Genomic DNA, 15,935 nt, shown 5'->3' on the forward strand with positions numbered 1-15,935 from the left:
GTCGCTTTCACCTAAGATGCTCGCCATGAAAACGCCACACTTCACCGTCAATCCTGCCTGTGGCCACGCATGGACAAACTGAGAACCCGCGCCAGTTCTATCAACCGTGCCCTGGACCAGGTAGGAGACAAATGGTGTCTGCTGATCATCCAGGAAGTGTTCTGGGGCGTGAATACGTTCAGCGGCATGCTCGAGGCCACCGGCGTATCTCGCGGCGTGTTGTCCAACCGGCTCAAATGGTTGCAGGCGCAGGATTGCCTGCGCAAGCGTGTTGCCACAGGGGGAGGCCGTCACCCGGTCTATCACCTCACCCGCAAGTCGGTCGACCTGTACCAGATGTCGCTGATGGCGGTGGCCTGGGAAGAGCGGTATTTTCCGCCGCCAGAGGCGGGCAAGGTGCATTTGCGCCACCGGTCCTGTGGCAACACCCTGCACCCGCGGTTGCGCTGTGGCACCTGCCGGCAGGACGTACACGGGCGTGATGTCGCCTATCACCCTGGCCCTGGTGCCACCCGCGATATACGCGACAAGAAAGTGCGGCGGCGTTCCTCACTGTCGGCGTCGGACGTGCCGGGGGAGCACAGCGTGTACCGCAACCTGATCGATCTGGTAGGAGACCGCTGGACGGCAAACCTGATCGCGCTCGCCTTCCACGGTTTGCAGCGCTTCGACGAGTTTCACCAGGAACTGCCGGTGGCGACCAATATTCTTGCCGACCGCATGCGGTTTCTGGTCCAGCAGGGCGTTTTTGTTACACGGCCTTATCAGCAGCGGCCGCTGCGTCAGGGGTATGAGCTCACCGAAAAGGGCTGGGATCTGTTCCCTTACTTCCTGACGTTACTGCAGTGGGGTGATCGCTGGTGTGACCCCAGCGGTGCGGGTCGCCCCATGTGTCTGACCCATACACTGTGTGGCGAAAACCTGTACGGTGAGGTGGTCTGCAACCACTGTGGTGAAGAGCTCAGCGCCCACTATGTCGATTTCAGTATCGGGCCAACGCAAGACGTATAGCTCGTTACTTGCATAAACATACTGTGCTGTGACACTGTGCACGGCGAGAACCGTAACAACCCACGGAGAGCCCGATGAGCGCCCTGTTCACCAAGCACCAGGACCTGTTAAGCAAAGCGCTGGATGCCTGCAGCCACCGTTACGCCTGGAGTGGCTGGCCGGAAAACCCGAGTAGCAAGATTCACGGCGACGAAAAGCCTGCGGCAGGATTGGCGCGCTTTGAAGCGCTGCTGGGGCAGGATTTTCCGCTGGTGCAGCCGGGAGAGGTGGCCCGGGTGGGGGAGGAAGTGTCGCCTTACACGGGTGAGCCGCTTGGCGTGCGCTACCCCCGGGCCGACCCCGAGGTGCTCTTTACGGCCATCAACTCGGCGCGCCCCGCCTGGGCGGCGGCCACACCGGAAGCGCGGGTCGGCGTGTGCCTGGAAATCCTGCAGCGCTGTGGCGAGCAGCTGTTTGAGAATGCCCATGCCACCATGCACACCTCCGGGCAGTCCTATGTGATGGCCTTTGCCGGCAGTGGTGCCAACGCCCTGGACCGCGGCCTGGAGGCACTGGCCTATGCGCACAAGGCCATGCAGGATGTACCGGCCACCGCGCACTGGGAACGCAAGTTCGGGCGCGATGGTGTTGCCAGCCTGCACAAGCGCTACCGCCTGGTGCCGCGTGGCATCGGTGTGGTGATCTGCTGTGCCACGTTCCCGCTGTGGAATACCTACCCTGCGCTGTGTGCTTCGCTGGCCACGGGCAACCCGGTGGTGCTGAAACCCCACCCCGCGGCGACTTTGCCAGTCGCACTCGTGGCGCGGGTTTGCCGCGAGGTGCTCGCGGAAGCCGGCTACGATCCCAACCTGGTCACACTGGCCGCAGATACACGGGCGGAGCCCGCCACGCTGCCGCTGATTCAGCACCCGGACACCGCGATTATCGATTTCACCGGCAGCCCCCGCTTTGGCAGCTGGCTGGAGCAGAACTGTCCGGGCAAGCAGGTCTATACGGAAACCGCCGGCTGCAATTCCGTGGTGCTGGAATCCACGGATGACCTGCAGGCAACGGCACGTGCGGTGGCCCACTCGCTGTGCCAGGCGTCGGCCCAGATGTGCACCAGCGTACAGAACATTCACGTGCCCGCCGCGGGAGTGCGCGTTGCCGGTGAATGGGTGCCGCATGCGGAGGTCGCGGCGGCCATCTGCCGCGCCGTGGACGGCTGGCTGGCCGATCCGCGTGCCGCGGCAACCCTTTGCGGCACGTTGTTTGACCCGGCGGTGCAAAGCAACGTTGATCGTTACCGCCAGCTGGCTGCCGCGCAGCAGCGGATACTGCGTGACTCCGCGCCCTATGAAAACCCCGGCTTCCCGGCGGCGCGCACGGCAACGCCGCTGGTCATTGCCGCCAGCGAGGACGATCGCGACTGGTATCGGGAGGAAGTCTTCGGGCCGGTGTCGTTCCTCATTGCCAACGCCGATGCCGAGGCCTGCCTGCGGGATGCCACCGGCAACGCCCGCGACTGCGGCGCCATCACCTCCCATGTGTACTCGACAGATGCAGAGTTTCTTGCCCGGGCCGTGGATGCCTATCACGCGGCGGGCGCATCGGTTGCCTGCAACCTGACCGGCATGCCGATCAACTTTGCGGCCGCCTACTCGGATTTTCACGTCACCGGCCTGAACCCGGCGGGGAATGCCTGCCTCGCCGACCTGGCGTTTGTCAGCAACCGGTTCCGCATAGTGCAGAGCAAGTTCATGGGGGTGGCGCCGGCGTCTGCCTGAGCGATGCAGCAGGAGAGGGTGAGATAATGAGTACAGAGGAACTGCTGAAGATCGCGTATCAGCACGTCGCGGCGGAGGGGGCTCGGGATTACGCGGCCACATTGGCCACGCTGGAGGCCGATCCGGTCTACGAGCTGTTTCCGGTGGGGTTGCGCATGCGCGGTATGACTGCGGCCGAGCGCTACTATCGGCATTTCTTTGACAACGTTGCCCCCTGTTTTGACCCGGACAGCATGGTGCTGCACGGCGAGTGGCCGGGTAAAACCGGTGTGGCCATCGAGTACACGGTACGCTACCGCTTCCCCGACGGACGACAGAAGCCTTTTCGCATTCTCGGTATTCTCACGTACGGCAGCTATGCGCTGACCGGCGAGCGGGTGTATGCGGACGAAGAGCTCCTGCGCATCATGTTTGCCCCGATCTGGGATGAGATGGAGCCCATCAGCGAGGGCTGAACGCGGCGCAGCCTCAGGCCGGTCAGGTAGACATCTTGGCCTGCCTGAACGCCAGGGCCTCGGTGACATGCTGCAGGTCGATGCAGTCGGCACCCTCCATATCCGCCAGCGTCTGCGCCACACGCAGGCTGCGATGCAGGCCGCGCCCGGAAAGCTGCAGCGCATCTGCCGCCTGCTCCAGCTGCCGACGCGCCTCGGGCCGCAATACACACCGTGTCGCCAAAGCCTGTGCCGACAGCGCGGCGTTGGTGCATCCCTGACGCGCCTGCTGTCGTTGTCTAGCCGCCAGTACCCGCTCCCGCACGGCGGCCGACGCTTCTCCTTTTGCGTGTGTTTCCAGCAGCAGACGAGCCGCCAGCCGGTGCATGCTGACGTGCAGATCAATACGGTCGAGCAGCGGCCCCGACAGGCGGTGCCGGTAGCGCTGGATGTGCTCGCTGGTGCAGCGGCAGCTGTGTTCCGGGTCGCCATAGTAGCCGCAGGGGCAGGGGTTCATCGCGCCGATCAGTTGAAACCGCGCAGGGTAGGTGAATTTATGTGCGGCGCGGGAGAGTGTGACGGCGCCGGCCTCCAGCGGCTCACGCAGCATTTCCAGCGCCTGGCGGCTGAACTCGGGCAGTTCGTCGAGGAACAGCACGCCGCCATGGGCAAGGGAGGCCTCGCCCGGGCGTGGTCGGGCGCCACCGCCAATCAATGCTGCGGCGCTCGCACTGTGGTGGGGGTGGCGAAAGGGCCGCCGCCACAGATGCTCCACGCTGGTGCTGTCGTGAAAGCTGTGCAGGGCCGCGCAGGTTAAGGCCTCCTGCGTGTCCGGCGGCGGCAACAGGCCGGGCAACCGGCTCGCCAGCAGCGTTTTTCCTGTACCCGGTGGGCCCACCAGAAGCAGGTTGTGATTGCCCGAGGCGGCTATTTCAAGTGCACGCCGCGCCAGCGTCTGTCCGGCAACCTCCATCAGGTCGGGGTAGGGCATGGCAGAATGCGGCGGTGGCCGGTGTTCCTCTACTGTGAGCCTGTGGCGGCCGTTGAGGTGAGCGCACAGTGTGAGCAGGTCCTCTGTGGCGATGATGCGACTTCCGGGTACGGCAGCGGCCAGCGCCGCACTCGCCGCCGGGGTTACCAGTGCGCGCCCTGCGGCGCTGCAGGCCAGCGCTGCGGGGATAATGCCCGGCACCGGTCGCACGGCACCGCTCAGGGCCAGTTCCCCGACAAATTCGTGGTCGGTGAGAGCCGATGCGGGCAGCTGCCCGGAGGCGGCGAGAATGCCCAGCGCGATGGGCAGGTCGAAGCGGCCACCTTCCTTGGGCAAATCGGCGGGTGCCAGGTTGACGGTGATACGCCGGTCGGGAAACTCGAAGTGGGTCTGCTGCAGTGCGCAGCGCACGCGGTCGCGGCTCTCGCGCACGGCGGTTTCCGGTAACCCGACAATCTGGAAGGAGGGCAGCCCGTTGCCGAGGTGGGTTTCCACCTGAACCAGGGGCGCTTCTATTCCCACCGCAGCGCGGCTGTAAATAACGGACAGTTCCATGGCTCATCCTTGAGCACAGACCCTCATTGCCTGCAAACAGTATGACGGGTCAGGTTTTTGCCTGTGAGGCCTCGAATTCTTTGGTCAGGGTTTCCAGCTCGGACTCCAGCTGTGCGACGCGCGCCCGGGTTCTGGCCAGTATCGCGGCCTGGGCATCAAATTCCTCCCGGCTGACAACATCCAGCTTGCCCAGCGCCGACTGCGCCAGGGCGCGGGCTCCCTTGTCGACCTCGGCGCGCAGGCCGGGACTGCCGACCAGTGCCGACATCTGCTGCAGTACCTCGCCGAGTGGCGGCGGTTTGAGGGCCATGACGCGTGAATCCTTAGCCAGCCAGAACAGGGTGCAGTGTAGAGGAATTGTAAAAAGACGCACAGATCATCTTGGTGCACCAATTGAGTGCGGCGCTCGGTATTGGTGCGCAGTGTGCCCGGTGAGGCCGGCCCAGAAAGGTGCCGCAGCGGTGCCAAAAATATATAAGCCATTGTAATTAATAGATAAATAGATGATTGGCACAGCACCTGCAAAGCTCGGACTGCAAGAGCGAATTATGCAGATCAGAAAAGTTCCGTGCCGAGCACACATTTTTTTGACTGCCAAACCAAGGAGAATGACACATGCTGCACAAAAAACTGCTTCCCGCTTCCGTCGCCGCCGTCCTGTTCGCAGGTGCTGTTTCTGCCCAGGCGGAAATCAGCGGTAACGTCACCCTCGCCACTGACTACGTGTTCCGTGGTATTTCGCAAACCGACGAGAAGGGCGCCATTCAGGGCGGCTTTGACTGGTCCGGCGATACCGGCCTGTATGCCGGTATCTGGGCCTCCAACGTCGCCTTCGGTGGTGCCACTACCGAGATGGATTACTACTTCGGCTACGCCGGTGAAACCGACGGCGGCTTCGGCTACGACGTGGGCTTTTTCTACTTCGATTACGAGGGTGAGTCGTCCCTCGACTACATCGAATACGCCCTGGGCCTGAGCTACGCCGACTTCAGCGTTGGTTTTGTGTACTCGGACGAGTTTGGTGATGGCGGCCCCGAGTACATGTACTACTCGGCCGGTTATTCCCTGGGCCTGACCGAAGCCCTCAGCGTGGACTTCAACATTGGCTTCACTGATACCGACCAGGACGACTACTGGGAAGCCGGCGCTGACAGCTACACAGACTATGGCGTCACCTTCGGTTACAGCGCCATGGAGCTGGATTTCGCCCTCGCGTTGATCGGCACTGATCTGGACGATGTGGAAGCTGCGGACGACCGCATCGTGTTCTCCATCTCGAAGAGCCTGTAAGCGTTTCGGGACTGAAACTTACGGCGCCCCACGGGGCGCCCTGCTGATACCTGGAGACTGACATGAAATTAATAACGGCGATCGTCAAGCCATTCAAACTGGACGACGTGCGCGAAGCACTTTCCGAGATCGGTGTACAGGGCATCACTGTCACCGAAGTGAAAGGCTTTGGGCGCCAGAAGGGGCACACCGAGTTGTACCGGGGTGCGGAGTATGTCGTGGATTTCCTGCCGAAAGTAAAGATTGAAGTAGCGGTAGCCGAAGCGTTGGCCGAGAAGACCATCGAGGCCATCACCCGGGCTGCCAACACCGGCAAGATCGGTGACGGCAAGGTGTTCGTGTCCACGCTGGAGCAGGTGATTCGTATTCGTACCGGCGAGACCGGCGAAGACGCCATCTAAATCCACCGAGACTAACTACGAGAGTGATTCCCATGGAAAACCAGATATTTGAATTACAGTACGCGATGGACACCTTTTATTTCCTGGTGTGCGGCGCCCTCGTGATGTGGATGGCGGCCGGCTTCGCAATGTTGGAGGCGGGCCTGGTGCGCGCCAAAAACACAACGGAAATTCTGACCAAGAACGTGGCGTTGTACGCCATTGCCTGCACCATGTACCTGATCTGCGGTTACCAGTTCATGTACGACGGTGGCTTCTTCCTGTCCGGTGTTACCACCGTGGCGCAGATGGACGATGTGGCAGTCGCCTCCGTGCTGGCAGACTCGGCAGAAGCAGGGTTCGGCGGTGATTCGGTGTACTCCGGCGCGTCCGACTTCTTCTTCCAGGTGGTGTTTGTCGCCACGGCGATGTCGATTGTGTCCGGTGCGGTTGCCGAGCGCATGAAGTTGTGGGCGTTCCTGGCCTTTGCCGTCGTCATGACCGGTTTCATCTACCCCATCGAGGGCGGCTGGACCTGGGGTGGCAAGGCAGTTCCGTTCATCGGTGAGCTGTCCTACAGCGACTACGCCGGCTCGGGCATTGTGCACCTTGCTGGTGCGGCTGCAGCACTTGCGGGTGTTCTGCTGCTCGGTCCGCGCAAGGGCAAATACGCGGCTGACGGTTCGGTCAAAGCCATTCCCGGCGCCAACATGCCGCTGGCCACGCTTGGCACCTTCATCCTCTGGATGGGCTGGTTCGGCTTCAACGGTGGCTCAACCCTCAAGCTGGGTGGTATTGCCGTCGCCAACGAAGTGGCCAACGTGTTCCTGAACACCAACGCCGCTGCTGCCGGTGGCCTGATTGCGGCATTGCTGCTGTCACGCCTGATCTTCGGCAAGGCCGATCTGACCATGGCCCTGAACGGCGCGCTCGCCGGCCTGGTGGCCATTACTGCCGAACCGGCTGATCCCACGCCGCTGCTGGCGATGATCATCGGTGCCATCGGTGGTGTGATCGTGGTATTCAGCATCGTGGCGATGGACAAGGTGAAGATCGACGATCCGGTGGGTGCTATCTCGGTACACGGTGTCGTGGGCATCTGGGGCATCTTCGCGGTCCTGCTGTCCGACCCTGACGCGACCTTCATGGGTCAGCTGGTAGGTACTCTGGTGATCTTTGTCTGGGTCTTCGGCGCCAGCCTCATTACCTGGGCCATCCTCAAGGCGGTCATGGGTGTACGGGTCAGTGAAGAGGAAGAGTACGAAGGTGTCGACATGTCCGAGTGCGGTATGGAAGCCTACCCGGAGTTTGTGGCACAGAAGTAAGCAACAGCTTGCGGGCGCATTGATGCAATGCGTGTTTGGGGGCCTTCGGGCCCCCTTTTTTTATTCTCGGGCGGTCGCGGCGAGTAGCTCGCTGACGGCCGCAAAGATGCAACGTGTTTCCTCGGGCAAGCGACCGGGCCCACCCGCCACATGGCCAAAGCGCGACGCTATTACCCGGCATTCCATGCCCAGAGAGGCGGCATCGCGCATGGCGTCCTCCGCGGTGAAGTAGAGGTCGCTGCTGGAAGGCATGAGGATGCCGGGCCCGTGTGAACGTGCTTTTTCACCAGCCGCAGGCAGCAGGTTTGCGCTCTGCCAGGTACGCAGCTGCAGCAGCAGGTCGTTGGCATCCTGGCTCAGGTGATCTTCCACCCAGTACTGCAGCAGGTCCTCGATGCTGGCAAACCCCAGGTTGCGATAGAGCTCGTCGCGGAAGAACGCCTGGCTGTAGGCCCAGCCCGCGTAGACCGTTGCGAAGGCGCTCAGTCCACGCGCGGGCGGTGCCTTGTAGTGTCCCTCGGCGAAGCCCGGGTCCGCAGTGAGTGCGGCTGCCACACCTTCCAGGAAAACCCGGTTGTGGGGATAGCATTTTGCCGTTGCACACACGGCCAGCACGCTGTCCGCGGCGACCGGGTATGCCCGCGCCCATTGCAAGGCCTGCAATCCACCCATTGACCAACCCATAACCAGGCGCGGGGTGGCGCCGCCAAAGCGCGCTGTCAGGAGCGCCTGCTGAGCGGTGACGTTGTCGGCAATACTGGTGAGCGGAAAGTCCGGCCCCGCCTGGGGTGGGGGTGTGTTACTGGGCGAACTGGATTCGCCGGCGCCAAAGAGGCAGGGAATGATCACGCAGTAATCGCCGCCCCCCAACGGGCTGGCCGGGTCGTCGACCCAGGGGCGGTTGCCGGCGCCTGTACCACCGTAGTAGGTGGGCAATAGCACGAGGTTATCTTTTGGTGCGTTCAGTGCACCAAATTGGTGGTAGTGCAGCCGTGCGTTGTGTAACACCGCGCCGCTTTGCAGCACGAAAGCGCCCAGATCATGCTCATGCTCCTGCCAATATACCTTATTTATCAATGGGATGACTCCTTTTGTGCGCTTGCGAATTTAAACATACATTCTGGCATGTTTCTTGGATGCTTTCCTGTAGCAAGAAACATTCCCGTCTATGGAGCTCTTATGGAAATTGAACAGTTGAAACAACGGTGCCTGGAACAGGGCGTTAAATACGGCATAGCGAGCTACGTGGATATTCACGGCGCGAGCAAGGGCAAGTTCGTGCCGGTTGGCCATTTCAAGCAAATGTTCGCCGGCTCGGAATTGTTCACCGGTGCCGCGCTGGATGGCGTGCCACAGGACATCGCCGACAACGAGGTGGCCGCCATGCCGGACATGGCCTCAATGCAGCAGTGCCAATGGAACCCGGAGCTCGCCTGGTTCGCCAGCGACCTGTATCTGGATGGCAAACCCTTTGAAGCCTGCTCCCGCAGTATTCTCAAGCGACAGTTGGCAAAAGCAGCGTCCATGGGGTTCACCTTTAACCTGGGGATAGAAACCGAGTTCTTCATCTTGCGCCAGGCTGAGGATGGTCGCCCCGTACCCTTCAGTGACCGCGACACGCTGGGCAAGCCCTGCTACGACATTCCCACCATGATGGACAATATCGGCATCATTGATGAATTGGTACAGGCCTTGAGTGGCATGGGTTGGGGTGTTTACTCCTTTGACCACGAGGACGCCAACGGTCAGTTCGAGATCGACTTCAACTACGCCGATGCCCTGACCATGGCCGATCGCCTGGTGTATTTCCGCTTGCTGGCCAATGAGATCGCGCGCAAGCACGGCGCGTTCGCCAGCTTTATGCCCAAGCCCTTTGCCGATCGCACAGGGAGCGGCGCGCACTACAACATGTCGCTGGCCAGCGCGGAATCCGGGCAGAACCTGTTTGCTGTGTCCGCGGAAGATGACCGCTATGCCTGTGGCGTCTCCGAGCTGGCGTATCAGTTCATCGGGGGTGTGCTGCGCCACGCCAAGGCGATCAGCGCTGTGGTGGCGCCGACTGTGAACAGTTACAAGCGACTGGTGCGCCAGGGCAGTATGTCCGGCTCCACCTGGGCGCCGGTGTTCTGCTGTTATGGCAACAACAATCGCACCAATATGTTGCGCATTCCCAGCGCAGGCGCGCGCGTAGAGTGCCGGGCACCGGATATCGCCTGCAACCCCTATCTGGGTGCTGCGCTGATGCTCGCCGCCGGATTGGAGGGTATTGAGCAGGGTATTGACCCGGGCCAGCCACACCGGGAAAACATGTACCACTACAGCGATGCCGAAATCGCCGCGGCGGGTATCGAGTGCCTGCCCAAGACGCTCTCCGAGGCCACCGATGCCATCGCCGGGGATGAGCTCGCCTATAAGGTGCTCGGTGCCGATATGCACAAGGCCTTTGTCGACTTCAAACGGGCCGAGTGGGATAGCTACCACAACACCGTATCCGACTGGGAGGTGGCACGTTACCTGCGCCTCTTTGGCTAAACACAGTCGGGCTCCCCGGTGCGGTGCGTTGCATCGGCCGGGGTTCAGTGTGTCCAGGCCTGGTATGCCGGGCGTGTGCTTGCCTTTGGGTGCGGTGCACTTACACTATAGGCTCTTTCACGGGCGGGGCGAAACATGAGGCGAACCAAGGAGGATGCGGCAAAAACCCGGCAGAGCCTGGTGGACGCGGCACTCAAGCTCTTTGGCCAGCGCGGCTACAGCGGCACGACCCTGCGTCTTATTGCGGACGAGGCGGGGTGTTCCCGCGGGCCGATTTACTGGCATTTCGCCAGCAAGGAAGAGTTATTCGAGGAAATCCTCGCCTATTCGCAGCTGCCTCTGGAGCGTCTGGTCGCCCTGCATCACGAAGCGATTGACCCGCTGGCTGCTGCAGCGGAATTTTCCCGGCAGTGGTTGCGCATGCTGCTGGATGACAGCTACTTTCGCCAGTCCTTCGAGATCTTCCTCAACAAGACCGAGTTTACCGAGGCGGTATCCAAAACCCTGGCGCGCGAGCGGGCGCTGACGGCGTCACTGATTACCACTTTCGCTGACTGGGTAGAGCGCTATCGTGCTGAACACGGCGTGACGGGGGCAAGTAGCAGTCGCACGGTGGCACTGTCCCTGTATGCCTATCTGATGGGGCTGACGCAAAGCTGGTTGTTCGATTCCGGTATTACGGATCTGGACAACAACCTCGAATTCTTTGTCGGCGAGTTCCAGCGACTGCTACGTACAGGCGAGTGATTGCGAGCGCATCATCTGGCGTATCTTGCGCTCCAGGTAACGGTACTCTTCGAAGTCCAGTATGGCATCGCGGTCATCGCTGCTTTTTTCCAGCCCGGGGCGAATGGTCTCGAGAATACGACCTGGCCGCGTGCCCATGAAGAACACCACGTCACCCAGGTAAAGTGCTTCTTCGATGTCGTGCGACACCATGAGTACGGTGGTGCGCTCCTGGTGCACGATTTCCAGCAGCAGGCTCTGCATCTGCCAGCGGGTTTCCGGGTCCAGGGCGCCGAAGGGTTCGTCCATCAGCAGCAGTGAGGGGTTGCTGGCCAGACTGCGCGCGATGGCAACGCGCTGCTGCATGCCACCGGAGAGCTGGTGTGGGTAGGCGCGTTCGAAGCCGCCCAGTTTCACCGCCTTGATGAAATACGGCACCACGCCTTCACGCAGGCTGAGCGCTTCCCCGCGGGCCTTGAGGCCGAACGCCACATTCTCCTCGACGGTCAGCCAGGGGAAGGAACTGTAGTTCTGGAACACCATGCCCCGGTCGATGCCGGGGCCGTGAACGGCGCTGCCGTCGACGACGATCTCACCGGCGTCCTGCGTTTCCAGGCCGGCGATAATCCGCAACAGTGTGGATTTGCCGCAACCGGAGGGGCCGAGCAACACCCCGACACCGGTTTTTGGCAGTTCGAAGTTGATGTTGTCCAGGGCGGTCAGGGTCTGCCCCGAGCGCAGCAGGAAATGCTTGCTGACGCCCGAGACAGTAAGTCCGCTGTGTGTCGCGTCGCTCATTATTTCAGCGCCGCTGCCAGCGGGGTGGTGTCGACGCCGGCTGCCATCGGCATCGCCTTGTCGATGAAGCCGAACTTCAGCCACCAGTCGGTGGTGACATCCCAGTGGTTCTGCATGCCGTCGGAGACGATACCCAGCGGTAATTCACCGGCTTTCAACCCCATGAAAATGGCGGCCTGGTCGCGATCGAATACAAAGATACCCCCTTTGAGGATCTCTCCGGTGCTGCCCAGTACCTGCTCCACATCGGCAACGGTAAATTGCAGGCCGTCGGCGATAATCTGGTTCGCCTCTGCGGTGTTGGCCTTCCAGAAATCAACGGCGTTGAAGTAAGCGCGCGTGAGCTTCGCGGCATCCTCAGGGCGTTCTGCCATGAAGGCCGTGCTCATGTACAGTGCATCGCCCAGCATCGCCGTGGTGATGTACTTCTCTTCGGTGGAATCTGCCGCGACGGTCGCACCTGGCATCGCTTCAAGTACTTGCGAGCCAAAGGGTTCCCAGAATTCGGCGGCCGCTGCGGTGCCGCCGACCATGGCGCCCACCGCATCATCCATGATCAGGTTGGTGAAGGTGACTTCATCAATGCCGACGCCGTTGTCCGTGAGCCACTCGGCCATGAAAATCTGCGTCAGACCGCCTTCCAGCACGGCGACTGTCTCGCCTTTGAGTTGCTCCGCGCTGGTGATGCCCGGTGCGAGGACGATCTTGTCTGTGCCGTAGGACGGGTTGGTATAGGTGACCAGTTTGATGCCAACGTCTTTGTCGGCGGCGATGGGGCCGTATTCCGCCGTGCTTGAGGTGGCGTGTAATTCACCTGCCGTCATCAGGGCAAAACTTTGGTAGGGGTCTTCGATGATGCTGATATCGAGCTCCAGGCCTTCAGTGAGGCCTTTCTCCTTGGCGATGAACCAGAAGCCGTAGCCGGGCCAGGAAAAAAGCGACAGTTTTACAGGATCTGCCGCTTGCGTGGCGGACCCCAGGGCGAGGGCCAGAATGGCAATGCCGGATCGAATGTAGTGCATGGTGGTACTCCTTTGCGGTTGAGTGCTGCTAGTGGGACTCGAGGTAACGAAACGCAGTGCGATGCAGCAGTTTGAACAATGCGTCAAAAAGCAGGCCCAGCAGGCCAATAACCAGAATGCCGGCCATGATGTCGTCGATGTGCACGAAGCGTTTGGCACGCATCATCATGGCGCCGATGCCGTCGGTGGCTGCGACGATCTCGGCAATCACAAGGTAGGTCCAGCTCACCGCGAGCATCTGCCGCAGCACATCGAGGTAGCCGGGCAAGCTGGACCGCAGGGTCACAGACAGCAGGATCTGGGGCGCGCGCAACCCGAGGGTGCGAGCCGTTTCTATATAGACCCTGGGTACCAGTCGAGTGACGTCGGCGAGCATGATGATGAGGAAGAACAGCACGCCGATCACCAGCAGGGCGATCTTCTGCTCGTCTCCGGTGCCCAGCCACATGAGCAGCAGGGGAATAAAGGCCGGGGCGGGCAGGTAGCGGAAGGCGCTGGCCAGGGGGCCGATAACCCGATCCACCGGGCGATAGGCGCCCATCAACAAGCCGAGTGGCAGGGCGATCGACACGGCGATACCAAAGCTCAACAGAATGCGCTTCACGCTCGCCCAGATGTCGCTGGCGAAGTCCTTTTCCACCAGCAGCTCATAGAGGCTGGTGAAGACTTTTTCCGGGCCCGGGAACAGACGCGGCGGGGCGATCTCGGCGTGGGCGGCGAGCCACCAGCCACCAATGAAAAGCATCCAGCCCAGTGCGCCAAGCAGTGTTCGCGAGCCGAGCACGGCTGCGGCCTTGTCGCTCATGCGGGCAGTTTTGTCGTTGGCTTCGGTCATCGTGACTTAAAACGCCGTGAGAAAGCTGAGTGCATCGACGCCCACGGCACGGCCTTCCCTGAGAGACGCCTTGACCTCATCGGCGCCGTACTCCTCGGCGTAAATCCGCGACACACGGTGCTTGTGAAAAGCGCGTGCCTGCTCGGCGAAGCCCAGGGTCTGTGCCTCCACGGCCGGCTGCAGGGTGCTGTGCAGCTCAGGCAGCCGGTACCAGCCCAGCGTAGGCTTTTCGTGGTGTGCATTGTGGTAACAGAAGTTGAGCACCAGCAGGTTGATAGCAGGAAAACGATGGGAGAGCAGGTTGCTGTAGGTGTTGGCCTGCTCGTACTCGGCATCACCCTTGTGCGGGAACACGGTGTCGGTGTCGTCGAGGTTGAAAATGACTTCGTAATTGTGCTGGTAGCAATCCATGAAGCGCAGCGCGGTAAACAGCAGCAGTTGGGCGAGCGCGTAGAGCAGGAAAGCCACGGGGCTGATGACCAGTACCAGGGCCAGAATGGCGCTGCGTATCAGCAGTACCCGCAGTACACGCCCGCGCTGCGCCCGCTTGGATTCGATCACCCAGGGCGCAATGACGAGCATGGTGTGCATCATGATTTCAACGGCGGGGATATAGGCCCACTCCGCTGCGTGTACCACCTTGGCCAGTGCGGGGTGACGCTTGAGGAAGCTGCGATAATCCCACACTACGGGGTCGTAATTGTCGACGTGATGGCGCATGTGCTTGTAGCGGATATCCTCGAAGCGGCCATAGCAGCTGCCGGCTACCCAGTTCAGCACCTTGCCCAGGGCGGCGTTCGCTTTCGCCGACATGAATACCGCGTTGTGGCCGCAGTCGTGGAGAAGGTATGCGGCGATGAGCATGCTGTGTGCGAGCGCGATAACGCCCACCGCATTGACGGCGGCGTTTGCCTGGAACAGGGCGAGCCAGCCGCCTGTGTAGGCGAGTGCAATGTAGGCCAGAACCAGAACGGTGTAGTGCGCGCCCGCAGGGTCGCGCAGTTTGAAGACGTCACGCATGACGGGCCTCCTTGTGGGCAGGGGTTTGTGACCAGAGCGCGAAGTGCCTCTGTTCCTCGGCGCCGATCCAGCGGTTGAGATCCCACAGGTCGGCGATGGGTGCGTTGGTGAAGGGGAGGTGGTGCAGGTAGCCGTCCGGGCCGAACTCCGGCGTGAGTGTGGTTTCGTCGTAGCCACGCGCCTGTTGCGCGGACCAGATGGCCTCCCAGCAGCGTTGATGGCTGGCCAGTGCCTCGGCGTACTCGGGCGCGCCGGGGTGCGGCACCTGCGGCCCCTGGTCGTAGCCCACCCGGCCGTGTACGTGGTGGGCGTGTTCAGCGGCGAGGGTGATGGCATCCCATTCGCTGTCCATCAGGCGCTCGCTCACAACCACCCAGTGGCTGAAGTCGCAGGTGATTTTGATGTCCGGCAACTGCTCTAAAATGGCTACCGTGTTCCAGGGGCAGTAGAAGCTGCGCCCGCGGTGGGTCTCGAAAGAGCAGAGCACCCCGTGTTTGTCGGCGATGTCCATGGCGGCCTGGAAGAAGCGCACACTGTCTTCGATCGGCCAGGCATCGCAGCCCCCCATGACATTGATGAAGCGGGGCGCGAGTGGTTTGCCGAGGACGATCTGGGCCTCGAGGTCTTCCAGGTGTTCACTGATGCTGGCACGTCGGCGCGGCACATAGGAGCCTGCAGTACAGATCTCCTGGATCCACTCCAGTCCGTGCGCTTCCAGCGCCGCAGCCAGTGTCTTCAGGTGGCCGGGCGCGCTGTGCAAGGCGGGCGCCTCGAGCCCGGCGAAGCCGGCGGCCCGGGCCAGCTGGGCGCCCTGGTCGATGCTGCCGGTATGTCCCCACAGGGTTTTAAAGGTACGTAATTGCATGCTCTGGTCCTGGCTTTGGTGCTTGCTTAAGGGCGAGCAACTTCCATGCCAAGATGTATGTATAATTCTAACGTATTGATATTAATGAATAAAATAGAATTCTGGCGGAGTCTGGAAAAAACAGCGCTGCGCTGTTGTGCACCGTGTGGTGCACACGGTGCGTCTGTTTTGGTGCACGGCGCCAGACGCACCGGACGGTGTGCAAGGTCGATGTTCGTCAGGGTCGGCAGCCGTCTGCACCGCAGTGCACCGGAATGGGGCGGCGCATGAAAACGGTGCGTTTTACGGTGCGCGATGGCTCTCGGGGGTTTATCATTGCCCCTGTCGTTGGGCTTTTCAGGACATGGCACGGTTCCTGCTTTGACCTTGCTGTCCGTACTCCTGA

General features: G+C 61.6%; 16 protein-coding genes. 8 read left to right on the forward strand and 8 right to left on the reverse strand.

Features of this window, described 5'->3' with window-relative positions; all coding sequences use genetic code 11:
- The first annotated feature begins 69 nt into the window (after positions 1 to 69).
- From EGJ68_RS03395 to EGJ68_RS03405, 3 genes are all read left to right on the forward strand, one after another.
- Positions 70 to 1,011: a winged helix-turn-helix transcriptional regulator gene (locus EGJ68_RS03395; protein WP_123033127.1), complete on the forward strand. Its 942-nt coding sequence runs from the start codon at positions 70 to 72 to the stop codon at positions 1,009 to 1,011.
- A gap of 74 nt (positions 1,012 to 1,085) precedes the next feature.
- The gene (paaN, locus tag EGJ68_RS03400) at positions 1,086 to 2,777 is read left to right on the forward strand and encodes a phenylacetic acid degradation protein PaaN (RefSeq protein ID WP_123033128.1); all 1,692 of its coding nucleotides are present in this window, start codon (positions 1,086 to 1,088) and stop codon (positions 2,775 to 2,777) included.
- A 26-nt stretch (positions 2,778 to 2,803) separates the two neighbouring features.
- Complete coding sequence (locus tag EGJ68_RS03405) at positions 2,804 to 3,232, forward strand: nuclear transport factor 2 family protein (RefSeq protein WP_123033129.1); 429 nt, start codon at positions 2,804 to 2,806, stop codon at positions 3,230 to 3,232.
- A gap of 22 nt (positions 3,233 to 3,254) precedes the next feature.
- Here the strand turns inward: EGJ68_RS03405 and EGJ68_RS03410 are convergent, their stop codons facing one another.
- Positions 3,255 to 4,757 carry a YifB family Mg chelatase-like AAA ATPase gene (locus EGJ68_RS03410; RefSeq protein ID WP_123033130.1) on the reverse strand — a complete coding sequence of 501 codons (1,503 nt, stop codon included), beginning with the start codon at positions 4,755 to 4,757 and terminating at the stop codon, positions 3,255 to 3,257.
- Between the two features lie 49 nt (positions 4,758 to 4,806).
- Positions 4,807 to 5,067 carry an accessory factor UbiK family protein gene (locus EGJ68_RS03415; RefSeq protein ID WP_123033131.1) on the reverse strand — a complete coding sequence of 87 codons (261 nt, stop codon included), beginning with the start codon at positions 5,065 to 5,067 and terminating at the stop codon, positions 4,807 to 4,809.
- Positions 5,068 to 5,372: 305 nt separating this feature from the next.
- Between EGJ68_RS03415 and EGJ68_RS03420 the strand changes: the two genes are divergently transcribed.
- From EGJ68_RS03420 to EGJ68_RS03430, 3 genes are all read left to right on the forward strand, one after another.
- Positions 5,373 to 6,047 carry a TorF family putative porin gene (locus tag EGJ68_RS03420; RefSeq protein WP_123033132.1) on the forward strand — a complete coding sequence of 225 codons (675 nt, stop codon included), beginning with the start codon at positions 5,373 to 5,375 and terminating at the stop codon, positions 6,045 to 6,047.
- A 62-nt stretch (positions 6,048 to 6,109) separates the two neighbouring features.
- The gene (gene glnK / locus EGJ68_RS03425) at positions 6,110 to 6,448 is read left to right on the forward strand and encodes a P-II family nitrogen regulator (RefSeq protein ID WP_027949730.1); all 339 of its coding nucleotides are present in this window, start codon (positions 6,110 to 6,112) and stop codon (positions 6,446 to 6,448) included.
- A gap of 32 nt (positions 6,449 to 6,480) precedes the next feature.
- A complete protein-coding gene (locus tag EGJ68_RS03430; protein ID WP_123033133.1) occupies positions 6,481 to 7,752 on the forward strand; it encodes an ammonium transporter in 1,272 nt (423 codons plus the stop codon).
- A 60-nt stretch (positions 7,753 to 7,812) separates the two neighbouring features.
- On the opposite strand, the gene EGJ68_RS03435 is transcribed toward EGJ68_RS03430, so the two are convergent.
- Positions 7,813 to 8,829: an alpha/beta fold hydrolase gene (locus EGJ68_RS03435; RefSeq protein WP_233248657.1), complete on the reverse strand. Its 1,017-nt coding sequence runs from the start codon at positions 8,827 to 8,829 to the stop codon at positions 7,813 to 7,815.
- Positions 8,830 to 8,931: 102 nt separating this feature from the next.
- Here EGJ68_RS03435 and glnT point away from each other — a divergent pair, with 102 nt between their 5' ends.
- Both glnT and EGJ68_RS03445 read left to right on the forward strand, forming a co-directional pair.
- Positions 8,932 to 10,284 (forward strand): type III glutamate--ammonia ligase, encoded by a 1,353-nt coding sequence (glnT, locus tag EGJ68_RS03440; RefSeq protein ID WP_123033134.1) that lies wholly within the window; start codon positions 8,932 to 8,934, stop codon positions 10,282 to 10,284.
- A 135-nt stretch (positions 10,285 to 10,419) separates the two neighbouring features.
- Complete coding sequence (locus tag EGJ68_RS03445) at positions 10,420 to 11,031, forward strand: TetR family transcriptional regulator (RefSeq protein WP_123033135.1); 612 nt, start codon at positions 10,420 to 10,422, stop codon at positions 11,029 to 11,031.
- Here EGJ68_RS03445 and EGJ68_RS03450 read toward each other — a convergent pair.
- The 5 genes from EGJ68_RS03450 to EGJ68_RS03470 are packed head-to-tail and all read right to left on the reverse strand — an operon-like array spanning position 11,014 to position 15,550.
- Positions 11,014 to 11,808, reverse strand: coding sequence for an ABC transporter ATP-binding protein (locus EGJ68_RS03450; protein ID WP_123033136.1), 795 nt, complete (start codon positions 11,806 to 11,808; stop codon positions 11,014 to 11,016). The two genes, EGJ68_RS03445 and EGJ68_RS03450, sit on opposite strands and share 18 nt — an antisense overlap.
- On the reverse strand, positions 11,808 to 12,830 hold the full coding sequence (locus tag EGJ68_RS03455; RefSeq protein ID WP_123033137.1) for an ABC transporter substrate-binding protein: 1,023 nt from the start codon (positions 12,828 to 12,830) through the stop codon (positions 11,808 to 11,810). Before EGJ68_RS03455 ends, EGJ68_RS03450 begins: the two co-directional genes overlap by 1 nt.
- 28 nt (positions 12,831 to 12,858) lie before the next feature.
- Complete coding sequence (locus tag EGJ68_RS03460; RefSeq protein ID WP_123033138.1) at positions 12,859 to 13,665, reverse strand: ABC transporter permease; 807 nt, start codon at positions 13,663 to 13,665, stop codon at positions 12,859 to 12,861.
- A gap of 6 nt (positions 13,666 to 13,671) precedes the next feature.
- Positions 13,672 to 14,685, reverse strand: coding sequence for a fatty acid desaturase (locus EGJ68_RS03465; protein ID WP_123033139.1), 1,014 nt, complete (start codon positions 14,683 to 14,685; stop codon positions 13,672 to 13,674).
- Positions 14,678 to 15,550: a sugar phosphate isomerase/epimerase family protein gene (locus EGJ68_RS03470; RefSeq protein ID WP_123033140.1), complete on the reverse strand. Its 873-nt coding sequence runs from the start codon at positions 15,548 to 15,550 to the stop codon at positions 14,678 to 14,680. Before EGJ68_RS03470 ends, EGJ68_RS03465 begins: the two co-directional genes overlap by 8 nt.
- Positions 15,551 to 15,935 lie beyond the last annotated feature (385 nt).

Source organism: Haliea alexandrii (genome assembly GCF_003719295.1).
Lineage (GTDB): Bacteria > Pseudomonadota > Gammaproteobacteria > Pseudomonadales > Halieaceae > Haliea > Haliea alexandrii.